This is a genomic window from Brenneria sp. L3-3C-1 (assembly GCF_016456245.1).
In the GTDB taxonomy this organism is placed as follows: Bacteria; Pseudomonadota; Gammaproteobacteria; order Enterobacterales; family Enterobacteriaceae; genus Brenneria.
The window spans coordinates 1-12,346 of record NZ_JAEMHF010000009.1 but is presented as its reverse complement, the minus strand read 5'-3'; the positions used below and the strand labels follow the sequence as shown (position 1 = coordinate 12,346).

Annotated in this window: 11 protein-coding genes and 1 rRNA gene; 5 read left to right on the top strand and 7 right to left on the bottom strand. The window is 49.3% G+C overall.

What is annotated here, in order from left to right; all coding sequences use genetic code 11:
• Positions 1-146: 146 nt before the first annotated feature.
• Both JG725_RS15840 and JG725_RS15835 read left to right on the top strand, forming a co-directional pair.
• A complete protein-coding gene (locus JG725_RS15840) occupies positions 147-269 on the top strand; it encodes a YshB family small membrane protein (RefSeq protein ID WP_172290976.1) in 123 nt (40 codons plus the stop codon).
• A gap of 397 nt (positions 270-666) precedes the next feature.
• Positions 667-2,184, top strand: a complete 1,518-nt coding sequence (locus JG725_RS15835) for a cellulase family glycosylhydrolase (RefSeq protein WP_172290975.1) — start codon at positions 667-669, stop codon at positions 2,182-2,184.
• Positions 2,185-2,283: 99 nt separating this feature from the next.
• Here JG725_RS15835 and hemN read toward each other — a convergent pair whose 3' ends face one another.
• Both hemN and yihI read right to left on the bottom strand, forming a co-directional pair.
• Positions 2,284-3,657: an oxygen-independent coproporphyrinogen III oxidase gene (gene hemN, locus JG725_RS15830; RefSeq protein WP_199378769.1), complete on the bottom strand. Its 1,374-nt coding sequence runs from the start codon at positions 3,655-3,657 to the stop codon at positions 2,284-2,286.
• 261 nt (positions 3,658-3,918) lie between these two features.
• Complete coding sequence (gene yihI / locus JG725_RS15825) at positions 3,919-4,452, bottom strand: Der GTPase-activating protein YihI (RefSeq protein ID WP_199378880.1); 534 nt, start codon at positions 4,450-4,452, stop codon at positions 3,919-3,921.
• Positions 4,453-4,669: 217 nt separating this feature from the next.
• On the opposite strand from yihI, the gene yihA reads away from it, so the two are divergent.
• Positions 4,670-5,314 (top strand): ribosome biogenesis GTP-binding protein YihA/YsxC, encoded by a 645-nt coding sequence (yihA, locus tag JG725_RS15820; RefSeq protein ID WP_172290973.1) that lies wholly within the window; start codon positions 4,670-4,672, stop codon positions 5,312-5,314.
• A 300-nt stretch (positions 5,315-5,614) separates the two neighbouring features.
• Here yihA and polA read toward each other — a convergent pair whose 3' ends face one another.
• The 4 genes from polA to JG725_RS15800 all read right to left on the bottom strand — a co-directional run bounded on the left by polA (position 5,615) and on the right by JG725_RS15800 (position 10,768).
• Positions 5,615-8,404 (bottom strand): DNA polymerase I, encoded by a 2,790-nt coding sequence (gene polA / locus JG725_RS15815; RefSeq protein ID WP_199378767.1) that lies wholly within the window; start codon positions 8,402-8,404, stop codon positions 5,615-5,617.
• Positions 8,405-8,784: 380 nt separating this feature from the next.
• A complete protein-coding gene (dsbA, locus tag JG725_RS15810) occupies positions 8,785-9,408 on the bottom strand; it encodes a thiol:disulfide interchange protein DsbA (RefSeq protein ID WP_199378765.1) in 624 nt (207 codons plus the stop codon).
• Positions 9,409-9,431: 23 nt separating this feature from the next.
• Complete coding sequence (locus JG725_RS15805) at positions 9,432-10,418, bottom strand: serine/threonine protein kinase (protein ID WP_172290970.1); 987 nt, start codon at positions 10,416-10,418, stop codon at positions 9,432-9,434.
• An 80-nt stretch (positions 10,419-10,498) separates the two neighbouring features.
• Complete coding sequence (locus JG725_RS15800; RefSeq protein WP_172290969.1) at positions 10,499-10,768, bottom strand: YihD family protein; 270 nt, start codon at positions 10,766-10,768, stop codon at positions 10,499-10,501.
• Positions 10,769-10,891: 123 nt separating this feature from the next.
• Here JG725_RS15800 and mobA point away from each other — a divergent pair, with 123 nt between their 5' ends.
• Positions 10,892-11,470 carry a molybdenum cofactor guanylyltransferase MobA gene (mobA, locus tag JG725_RS15795; protein ID WP_172290968.1) on the top strand — a complete coding sequence of 193 codons (579 nt, stop codon included), beginning with the start codon at positions 10,892-10,894 and terminating at the stop codon, positions 11,468-11,470.
• Positions 11,460-11,978 (top strand): molybdopterin-guanine dinucleotide biosynthesis protein MobB, encoded by a 519-nt coding sequence (mobB, locus tag JG725_RS15790; RefSeq protein WP_172290967.1) that lies wholly within the window; start codon positions 11,460-11,462, stop codon positions 11,976-11,978. The genes mobA and mobB overlap by 11 nt, the downstream gene beginning before the upstream one ends.
• A 111-nt stretch (positions 11,979-12,089) precedes the next feature.
• Here the strand turns inward: mobB and rrf are convergent.
• Positions 12,090-12,205 (bottom strand): 5S ribosomal RNA (gene rrf / locus JG725_RS15785).
• Positions 12,206-12,346 lie beyond the last annotated feature (141 nt).

The following is a 12,346-nucleotide window of genomic DNA, read 5'->3' as shown; positions in this document are numbered from 1 at the left end:
TCCTTGCCGGGCGGCGACCGGCAAAACAGCGGGTAAGGACAACCCGCTGTAAGAAATACAATCTGACGCACGAAATTGTCGCTAATTTGTCCTTTACTTGCCCCGAGTCAGCAGTATGATCGTGTCGCTGATTCGGGAGGAGCACTATGTTGGATTCATTAATTTCCGTGGTGACGCACGGCGCTGAAATAAGCTCTGCGGCCAGCCACTCGCCGCAAGCCGCCATCGCCGCCATACTGTGCGCCGCACTGATTAACTTCTTTAGCTAAGTGCCGACACTTGGCTGGATATGCCGCGCAATACCCGCGATTTGGTCGATGCCGGTCAGTTAAACTGACCGGCATCGGACTATTGTTCTTTGTTCTCCCTTACGGTAGCGAGCGACCCCGCGTTACGTCATGTGAGCGATAAAATAAACCGCCGCCGATGTCCGTATCAATTCAATTAATTTCACTTAAGATAAAAATGCTTTTCCTGATGTTTTTTGAGTCAGGAGACCAATTTTCAGATCATTTCACTGTCTCTCCACGCGATAACCGCCAAACAATAAAGCGTTATTTCAGCACGTTCCATTATAAAAAAACTACCACCTGCCGGCAGAAAAGAACGTCTAACAGACATCTTATACTAAAGTTATATTTAACTATTTAGTAAGGAGAAACAAACATGGATATATCGGTCAATAACCGTTTGCTCAGGCGAACGGCGACCACCCTGGCAACCATCATATTAAGCTTCTTCCTCTGGACATCCTCTGTAAACGCCACCACCCCGCCAGTGCAAAAATACGGCCAGTTGTCCGTCAAGAACGGAAGGTTGGTTAATGCGAACGGCGAACCGGTGCAATTGAAAGGGATCAGTTCTCACGGTCTGCAATGGTACGGCCAATATGTTAACCGGGATGCGATTAAGTGGCTGCGGGATGACTGGGGGATCTCGGTATTCCGCGCCGCCATGTACACGGCGGACGGCGGTTATATCGCCAACCCTTCCATCGCCGACAAAGTGAAAGAAGCCGTCACCGCCGCGCAGGAGCTTGGCGTCTACGTCATCATTGACTGGCATATTCTGTCGGATGGCGATCCCAACACTTATAAGGCGCAGGCGAAAACTTTTTTCAATGAAATGGCCGGACTCTACGGCAATTCGCCCAACGTCATTTACGAAATCGCCAACGAACCGAACGGCAACGTGAACTGGAACGGGCAGATCCGTCCGTATGCCGCCGAGGTGACGCAGGTCATTCGCGCCAGGGATCCCGACAACATCATCATCGTGGGCACCGGCACCTGGAGCCAGGATATCCATGACGCGGCAAACAATCCGCTGCCGGATGCGAACACCCTGTACGCGCTGCACTTCTATGCGGGTACGCACGGACAGTCTCTACGCGACCGGATTAATGTCGCGCAAAACCAGGGGCTGCCGGTGTTCGTCAGTGAATGGGGCACCAGCGATGCATCCGGCAACGGCGGACCGTTCCTGCCGGAATCAAAAGTCTGGATCGATTTTCTCAACAACCGCGGCATCAGTTGGGTAAACTGGTCGCTGTCGGATAAACAGGAAGCCTCCGCTGCGCTGGCGCCGGGCGCCAGCACGACCGGCGGTTGGACGGAAGCAAACCTGTCCGCTTCGGGTAAATTCGTCAGGGAGCAGATTCGCGCCGGGTCCGATCTCGCCAACAACGGCGATACGCCGCAAACGCCGCAAAATCCGAGTACCGGCAGCGAGAGCGTGGTGCTGCAATATCGCAATAACGACAGCAACCCGTCCGATAATTCGATCCGCCTGGCGTTTAATATCAAAAATAACGGCAGCAGCGCAATCAAGATGAGCGATCTGAAAGTACGTTATTACTTTAACGACGACGGTAAAACCAGCGATCAGAGATACATCGACTGGGCCGCCGTCGGAGCGGACAATGTTCAAACAGCGTCCACCGCGCTTACCGGCGGCAACGCGCGAGCAAACCGCTACGTGGAATTCACCTTCAGCAGCGGCGCGGGCGCGATCCCGGCGCAAGGACAGAGCGGCGAAATTCAGGCGCGCATCCATCCTTATGACTGGAGTAATTATGATGAAACCAATGATTACTCTTATAGCCGCGACGCCACGAACTTCGTCGATTGGAGCAACATGACCGTTTACCACCAAGGTAAACTGATATGGGGAACCGAACCTTAATCGAACCTTAATCTTTCGGATATACTACTCAGGGAGAGGATGCCTCTCCCTGTCATAATAAATCCGGATAATACACCGCTGAAGCGTGGCAGAAAGGAATCAGATCACCCGCGAAAACTGTCTTGCACGCATTTTATTACGCAGATAAACGTCAAAGCACATACAGATATTGCGGATCAACAAACGACCTTTCGGCGTCACGATAATCCCGGATTCTTGTATCTCCACCAGCCCATCGGCCGCTAAAGGCGCCAGCTGTTGCATATCTTCGGCAAAATACGCGTTGAAATTGATATCGTAATCAGCCTCAATCGCTGCGTAGGACAAGCGGAAATTACATATCAGCGTTTTAATCACATCACGCCGAATACAGTCATCCGGCGTCAGCTGTAACCCTCGCCACAACGCATTTCCGGTTTCCGCTACCTGGGCATAATAGTGCTTCAGCTCCTTGCGGTTCTGAGCATAGTTATCACCGATCATACTAATCGCCGATACGCCCATCCCCAGCAGCTCGCTATCACCCTGCGTCGTATACCCCTGGAAGTTGCGGTGCAATTCCCCCGCCCGTTGCGCAATCGCCAGTTCATCATCCGGGCGGGCAAAGTGATCCATGCCAATAAACTGATAGCCGGCCGTCGTTAAGGTACTGATGGTCTGTTGCAGTATTTCAAGCTTTTGCTCTGCGCCCGGTAAATCCGCCTCTTTAATTTTCCGCTGGGCGGCAAACAAAGTGGGTAAATGCGCATAATTAAATACGCTGAGCCGATGAGGGTTCAATTCAGCCACTCGCTGTAAGGTAAAAGCAAAACTCTCCGGCGTCTGTTTCGGTAAACCGTAAATCAGGTCAATATTGGTTGAAGTGAACCCCAGCAGCTTAGCCCGCGCAATCAGGGCGAAAATAAAATCTTCGTCTTGTTCGCGGTTCACCCGCTGTTGGACTTCTTTATTAAAATCCTGTACCCCCATGCTAAGGCGATTAAATCCTTCGGCACGCAGGTGATCCAGAATATTCAGCTCGATTTCCCGCGGATCGACCTCCAGCGACAGTTCGGCCCGATCGGAAAAAGAAAATTGATCGCGCAATAGCGACATCAACCGGCTGATTTGCGTTTTATTAAGATACGTCGGCGTACCGCCGCCCCAATGCATTTGCGTGACCGTGCGCCCGGCAAATAGCGGAGCACGTTGTCGAATTTCCTGCTCCAGCACATCCAGATACTCATCCGCTTTATGCTGCTGACGCGTTACCAGCTTATTACAGCCGCAGAAGTAGCACAGCCGATGGCAAAACGGGATGTGGATATATAATGAAAGCGCTCGCTGCGGATAACGTGCGATAGCCTGCCGAAAAGCCGGCTCGTCATAACGTTCGCTGAATTCCAACGCGGTAGGGTAAGACGTGTAACGCGGCCCGGAATAATTATATTTTTGAATCAGGGCCAGGTCCCAGTCAACTGCCTGCTCAGACATCGTGCTCACTCCAGTCTTTTTTATTGGCGGCTACCCCTGCCCACCGCCTTTCGGGCCGTCACTGCGTGACGTTGAAAAACGCGCCCGGCGTTTTTTCACGCGGCTCATTCCTGAGACTCGCCTCATTGGCATCTGCCGTCCGTTAAAAACCGCACGATGCAGCCGCGCTTTGCGTTTTGACAGCATCCATAATTTGGTTAACAAACAAAAAAGATAAACCGTAACCAGGAATGTTAGCAGCAGGAACAACCACTTCATTGATTAAAAGTCGTCTTTCGAGCTATTACGTTTCAGAAGTTGCAGCATATCTTCCTTTTGCTCTTCTTCATCGTCGTCATCGCCCAGTTCAATGCCAAGTTGTTCCATCAATATGTCGATACGATCCAATGTAACATTCACCCACGCCTGATCTTTAGCACTCAGCGTTTCGCCGTTATCCAGACGATCCAGCAACGCATCCAGGCGGGCATCGTTTTCCAACTGCGTCAGCTCTTCCTCCGGCGACAGCGCGACCGGTTGAGTCTCCGGGGCCACGGACTTAGGCTTGGCGACGGTTTTTTCTTTACTACCCAACGATATCGGTTTTTTGCTGCCAATACGCGGATCGGCGAGCTTACGCTGCCCGTCGGTTTTTCCTACCGCGCCGCTTTCCTGAGCGCGGCTTCCCGCAACATGGCCGCGATGTTTTTTCTTCCGCTTGCGATCGCGCGCTTCCCGATCCAATTCTTCACGGGTTTTTCTTTTCACTTTTGGTTTGGTGGCATTACCACCCGATCCTTTAACTGGTTGGTTCATCATGTTGCTCTCAGGTACACAGGTGGAGGTCATTGCGGCGGAATCTAGCAGAAAGCCCGGCAATAAAAAAGCGCTCACATCAGCCAATGATGCTTTTCGTTATTTCGGTAATCTTTACCGATTGCGGCCAAACGCTCAAACACAGATAAAACCGCCTTTATTGTCAGTTACAGGTATAATCCCCAACCAGACAGAGATCCAGATAGAGATAATTATTGTGACCCAGCAATATAACTACCATATGACGCATTTTGTCATCAGCGCCCCGGATATTCGCCACCTGGCAACCGATAGCGGTATTGAAGTTGCCTTTGCTGGGCGCTCTAACGCCGGTAAATCAAGTGCGCTCAATACGCTGACCAATCAGAAAAATCTGGCGCGTACCAGTAAAACCCCGGGAAGAACCCAGCTTATCAATATGTTTGAAGTGGCTGAGGGGATTCGCCTGGTCGATTTGCCCGGCTATGGCTACGCCGAAGTGCCGGAAGAAATGAAGCTTAAGTGGCAACGCGCGTTAGGGGAATATCTCCAGAAGCGTAATAGCCTGAAAGGGCTGGTGGTGCTGATGGATATTCGCCATCCCCTGAAAGATCTCGATCAGCAAATGCTGCAATGGGCGGCCGATGTGCAGCTTCCCGTTCTGGTTCTGCTGACGAAAGCAGACAAGCTGGCTTCCGGCGCACGCAAAACGCAGCTCAACATGGTGCGCGAAGCGGTATTGCCATTTATGGGAGATATTCAGGTAGAAGCGTTCTCTTCACTGAAGAAATTAGGCGTCGATAAGCTCCGCCAAAAACTCGATAGCTGGTTCAGCACGTTGCCGCAGGCGGAAGAAGAGGAAGACCCGCAGGCAAGCGAGTAGTCAGCAGGGATGGTGGTAGCCCGTAGGGTGAGTCTCAGGGATGAGACGAATAAAAAACGCCCCAGTCAAAACTGACCGGGGCGGCTAATATTCAGCCAAATCCGATTACGTGAAGTAAAAGGTCTGAAAGATAGAACATCTTACCTCTGTACCCTACATCTTTAACTCTACATTATTTTTTCATCGGAACAAAGTTTTTTTGTTGTTTACTTTCATAAAAAATCGCAGCTAAAGACACAAAGTTAAACCAGGTCACACAATACTGTCATTTAATTACAGAATGAAAAAGCCATCGCCCGCTTAATGCGCTTCATCCCAATTCAGTCCGGTTCCGATATCAACCCGCAGCGGAACGTTAAGTTGCATGCAGCCTTCCATTAACTCTCTGATTTTACGTTTGGATTCTTCCAAAACCGAATCATGGATCTCAAAAACCAGTTCATCGTGAACCTGCATGATCATGTTCACCAGCGGTTTGTCCTGTTGTAACCAGCCATCAATGGCGATCATCGCCTTCTTGATAATATCGGCAGCGGTTCCCTGCATTGGCGCGTTGATGGCGGCCCGTTCAGCACCTTTACGCGCCATCGCGTTACGCGAATTAATATCCGGCAGGTAAAGACGACGGCCGTCCAGCGTAGAAACATAACCTTGTTCAGCCGCCTGCTGACGAGTTCGCTCCATGTAGTCATGAACGCCTGGGTAACGCTCGAAATACAGATTCATGTATTTCTGCGATTCGCTACGTGGAATGTTCAACTGACGAGATAACCCAAAGGCGCTCATACCGTAAATCAAACCAAAGTTAATGGCTTTCGCGCTGCGACGCTGCTCTGACGTCACCTTATCCAGCGCCAGTCCAAACACTTCCGCCGCCGTCGCCCGGTGAATATCCAGTCCTTCAGAGAACGCTCGCAGCAACCCTTTATCGCCAGACAGGTGCGCCATGATGCGCAACTCAATTTGTGAATAGTCGGCGGCAACAATGCTATACCCCTTCGGCGCAATAAACGCCTGCCGTATCCGGCGGCCCTCGTCGTTACGCACCGGAATATTTTGCAGGTTGGGATCGCTGGAGGATAAGCGACCGGTCGCCGTCACCGCCTGATGATAAGAGGTATGCACACGCTTGGTTGCCGGATTAATCATCAGCGGCAGCTTATCCGTATAGGTGGATTTCAGTTTCGCCAGCCCGCGATACTCAAGAATCAGCTTCGGCAGCGGATAGTCCAACGCCAGTTCCGCCAACACTTCCTCATTGGTGGAGGGCGCCCCTTTGGGCGTTTTTTTCAGAATCGGCAGCTTCTGCTTCTCATACAGAATGCCTTGCAGCTGTTTGGTTGACGACAGATTAAACTCTTCGCCCGCCAGTTCGTACGCCTGTGTTTCCAACTCTCCCAGACGGAGGGTGAGTTCTTTCGAATGTTCCGCCAGTATGGCGGGGTCGATCAGCACGCCGCCGCGCTCCATCCGGGATAACACCGGCACCAGCGGCATATCAATATCCTGAAACACCTTACGCAGTTCTGCGTGCTGCTGTAATTTAGCCCACATTTTCTGATGCAGATACAGCGTGACATCCGCATCTTCCGCAGCATAAGGGCCGGCCTGCTCCAGCGCAATCTGATTGAAAGTGAGCTGATTTTTGCCTTTGCCCGCGATCTCTTCAAAGGTGATGGTTTTGTGGCCAAGATGGCGCTCTGCCAGGCTGTCCATATCGTGACGGCCGGCAACGCTATCCAGAACATAGGATTCCAACATGGTATCAAAAGCGATGCCGCGTAATTCGATGTCATAACGTTTCATCACGCCTTTATCGAACTTGAGATTCTGGCCGACCTTGAGCAGCGTCTCATCTTCCAGCAACGGTTTAAACAGCGCCAGAACCTGGGCCCGATCCAACTGTTCCGGCGCATCCAGATAATCATGCGCCAGCGGCAGATAAGCGGCTTCGCCCGGCGTCACGGCAAACGACATCCCGATAAGATTAGCCGTGAGGGTATCCAGACCATCGGTTTCCGTATCAAACGCAAAAACATCGGCTTTTTTTATGCGTTCAACCCAATCAAGCAACGTCTTCTCATCCAGGATGGTGACATAGCCTTCAGAGGAAAGCGCTATCGTCTCTTCTTTCTTATTGCCGCTTTCTTCTACCGCTCTCATGACTTGTTGCGCCGGCTGATGACTTTTTTTACTCTGTAGCCACGTACCAGACTCGATATCTGACAACCAGCGTTTAAATTCGTAACGCGCAAATAAACGATGCAGTTCATCAACATCAGGTTCATTCACCGTTAATTGTTCACAGGTTAACGCTAATTCGACATCCGTCTTAATGGTGGCCAACTGGTAGGAAAGATAGGCGACATCCTTATGCTGCTCAAGCTTCGGCGCCAGGGTCTTCGCGCCGCGGAATGACAATCCGGCAATCTTGTCCAGATTCGCATACAGCATATCCAGACCGCCCAGTCCTTGAAGCAGGGCTTGCGCCGTTTTTTCGCCGATGCCGGGCACCCCGGGAATGTTATCGGAAGCGTCCCCCATCAGAGCAAGGAAATCGATAATCAATTCCGGTGGAATACCATATTTGTCACACACTTCCTGTGGGCCAAGAATGGTATTGTTCATGGTGTTGATTAGCGTAACGTTTGGCGTAACCAACTGGGCCATATCCTTATCTCCGGTACTAATCAGCACCGGGACACCCGCATTTTCAGCCTGTAAAGCCAACGTGCCGATAACATCGTCGGCCTCCACGCCGGAAACCGCCAGTAACGGCAATCCCATCGCCTTTACCATATTATGCAAGGGTTCAATCTGTTCACGTAAATCATCCGGCATCGGGGGACGATGAGCTTTATAGTTCTCAAACAACTCATCACGGAACGTTTTGCCCTTGGCATCAAATACCACCGCCACATGACTGGGATGATATTGCAACAGCAAGCTCCGCAGCATATTCAGTACGCCGTACATCGCGCCCGTTGGTTCGCCGGCGCTATTGCTTAACGGCGGAAATGCGTGATACGCGCGGTACAAATAGGAAGAACCGTCTACTAAAATTAAAGGGTTTTCTGCAATCTGAGCCATAGCCTGTTATGATCTTTGTCGTCTGCCATACTGCTAAGCATGCCATAGCTGGAGGAAAGAGACGATCCTTAACGCACGATATGTTTCGTTTTTTGCACAGATCCTCGCAAGATCAACCTGTGGATAAGTTTGTGAATAGAAATAAAAAATTAATTATTTATGACACTAATAAATAATTTAATTAATTTTTTATTCATATTTTTCATATACTTGTAATAAAACCCATCAGTTTTAATGTTCAATAAAAGCCAATCCGTATTTGTGGATATAAATTATTCCACCCAATATTAATGAACCCTCGGTTTCCCGATAAACCCGTGATTGAGATTGTATGATAAAACCACGCCGATATAACCAGCGTGGTTTATAGAGTGGATGGTTTATTTTTTATCAATCAGGAATTTTACAACTTCAGCATACTGTTTGACGTATGTATCCATGGAGCTGGTATCCAGACCATCATTCTTAATCATATATTTGCCATTAACGAACATGGCGGGAACACCGCGTAATTGTAAATCCGCCGCTGCTTTTTCCTGCTGAACAACTAAAGATTTCACAACAAAGCTATTTAATGCGCCGTCAAATTCTTCTGCGCTAACGCCCGCGCTAATAAAGACCTTACGAATATCCTCCGGCTTTTGTAGCGCTTGCGTTTTTTGCACCGCGTCAAACAGCAGCGGACTCACTTTATCTTCAACGCCCAGCGCCATCGCCACCGCCCAGGCTTGAGTCAATTCTTTTCCCAACGGTCCCAGAAAATCAACATGATAACGGGTCATTTTCGTACCGGTGGGCAATGCTTTTTCTACCGCTTCGGGAATATGATAAACCAGTGAAAACTGATAACAATGCGGACAGTAGAATGAGAAAAACTCAAGAACCTGAGGTTCCTGAGTGGCAGGTTTATCCAATTCTATATATTGCTTGCCATTAGAAAATTCAGCCGCCGACGCACTAAATGCCAAAACGACGCCAATCAGCGCAAACCATAATTTTTTCATAAAATACTCTCTCTCCATTCAATTCAGTACATTGGCATTAGCTGTAGCGGAGGCTCCTGCAACAGCTTAACCTGCTCGGTAAATATCGATGTCTGTTTAAGCCAGAAATCGCCATCTTTTATCCAGGGAAAATTTCGGGGAAAAGCAGGATCCTCCCAACGTCGTATAATCCAGGCCAAATAATGAACCTGACGCATAGCGCGTAACGGTTCAATTAACGCCAACTCTTTATCCTGAAATTCAGTAAACTCGCTGTAAGCTTCTAACAAAATATCTAACTGAATACGCTGTTCACGGCGTTCACCATGCAGCAGCATCCACAAATCCTGTATTGCCGGGCCATTACGCGCATCATCCAAATCAACAAACAGAGGGCCATCACGCCATAAAATATTACCCGGGTGACAATCGCCATGCAGACGAATCGATTGCCAATCCGTATGCCAATAAGCCCCAACGGCATCTATCAGCTTGCCGGTTGCCTGTAAAAAAGCATTTCGCTGTTTTTTCGGTATTAGCGGACAACTCTCCAGCAACGTATAAGGCTCATGCAGATATTCATTCACACCGATTGTCGGTCGTTCAGCGAATGATGATTTACGGCCCGTTTGATGAATTCGGCCTAAAAAACGCCCTACCCACTCTAATTGCTCTTCATTATCTATTTCATACTGCCGACCGCCGACGCTCGGGAAAACAGCAAAATGAAATCCTTGGTAAAGATGCAGCGTACTGCCGTTAAGATCCAATGGGGCGACAATCGGCACCTCATCGTCTGCAAGCTCACGGGCAAACGCATGCTCTTCAAGAATCTGGGCGGTGCTCCACCGTTCTGGACGGTAGAATTTAACCACAAACCGCTTCCGATCTTCATCGGTAAACTGATATACCCGGTTTTCATAACTGTTTAGCGCTGTTAAACCAGAATCCACACGTATCCCCGCATCCAACAATGCATCCATTATCAACTCGGGAAACAACGTCTGAAAATTAAAAACCGAACTGTTCATAACAACCACTACCAGTAACATGCGATGTAAGATAAATACGCGCGGATATCAGTGCCGACCAGACTCTGTTTCTCCCCGCCCTAGTCCTTAATTACTCCACGAGCACGAAGCAATGCGGTTTTGAAATCCTCTTCATAATCTTTTTTAAGCCCTGGGATGACCTGTTCTTTATCCGAGTCACGCATTTTCAGATGATAAATAAGGATATCATCAGTCAGCTCATTAAACTGCCCCTCAAACCCGGCCTCCTGTGCAAGTTTTTGTAAAAATTGCACAAGATTCAAATCAGGTTCTTTTTGCCAGGCGGGATGTAGCAGTTCAATCAATTCATTAACGCGATGACATTTCATTTTTTTATCCTCGGAAGTAAATACAATGACAAAAATAACAGTCTTGTTAAGGTGTGAAAAGAACTTGGTCTCCAGTAAATGTTTGCAGAAAATAACCTCTGACTTAGATAACCGGGGCGAACAATGATCACTGGTGTGATTCTGGCTGGCGGACAGGCAACGCGTATGGGCGGTTGCGATAAAGGTCTGCTGGAGCTAAAGGGTATGCCGTTATATCAACACGTACTGATACGGCTGAGAATACAGGTCGACGAGGTCATCATTAATGCCAATCGCAACCTTCCTGTCTATCGACAAAGCGGGTGTAGGGTAATAAGCGACCTCCAAAACGACTTTTCCGGGCCGCTGGCAGGTATACTTACCGGCATGTATGCCGTAACGTCAGAATGGATTGTCTTCGTTCCCTGCGATGTTCCTGAGCTGCCGCAAGACCTGGTAAAACGGTTATGGAGAGAGCGGAAAGGGAAAAACGCCGCTTACGCCACTGACGGCAGCCGTGGTCATCCCACTTTGCTGCTGATAAATCGATGCCTTATGAAGCCGTTGGAAGATTATCTTAGTCATGGCGATCGTAAACTAATGATTTTTATGGAACAGGTGGAAGCAACCGCCGTTTCATTTGCCGACCAGCCTGACGCATTCCATAACCTGAATTTCCCTGAAGACCTGTCAAACTTCCAGAGGCGCCACCATGAATCCTGAACAACCTTGTCTACTCGCTATTGCGGCTTATAGCGGTACAGGTAAAACAACGCTACTAAAAGAAATCATCCCCATCCTTAAGAGCAGCGGCATTCGGGTTGGCTTAATCAAGCACACGCATCATCACATGGACATTGATACCCCGGGCAAGGACAGCTATGAGCTGCGTAAAGCCGGGGCAGAGCAAACCATGGTGGTCAGCAGCCAACGGTGGGCTTTGATGACGGAAACACCGGATCAGCAAACACCCAATTTATGTGATCTGGCGAAGAAGATGGACGCTACCGCTCTCGATCTTATTTTAGTAGAGGGATTCAAGCAGGAGAAAATTAGCAAGATCGTACTATTTCGTCAGGAACTGGGAAGATCGCTGGAGGATTTACTGGACGAATTTGTCATCGCCGTTGCCTCAGATCGGGCGCTGAAAACATCGATCCCACAGCTGGATATCAATCAACCTGAACAGATCGCCATATTTATCCATCGCTGGTTACAGCGGTCAAGATAGCAATCCGCTATCAAGATATGCGTCTTACGTCAGTATCCTACTTTTCCGGGGTAACAGCACATAAAACAAAAAGCCCCATGCTTTCGCATGAGGCTTTCCGCTTTGTTTGATGCCTGGCAGTTCCCTACTCTCACATGGGGAGACCCCACACTACCATCGGCGCTACGGCGTTTCACTGCTGAGTTCGGCATGGGGTCAGGTGGGACCACCGCGCTATCGCCGCCAGGCAAATCTGTTTTATTCCAACCGTTACAGCTTTCTCTGTAACCACCGGAACCAATCTCAAAACAAGCTGAATATCATTTATCTTTTGCGTCTCTCACCAAAACACCTTCGGTGTTGTAAGGTTAAGCCTCTCGGGTCATTAG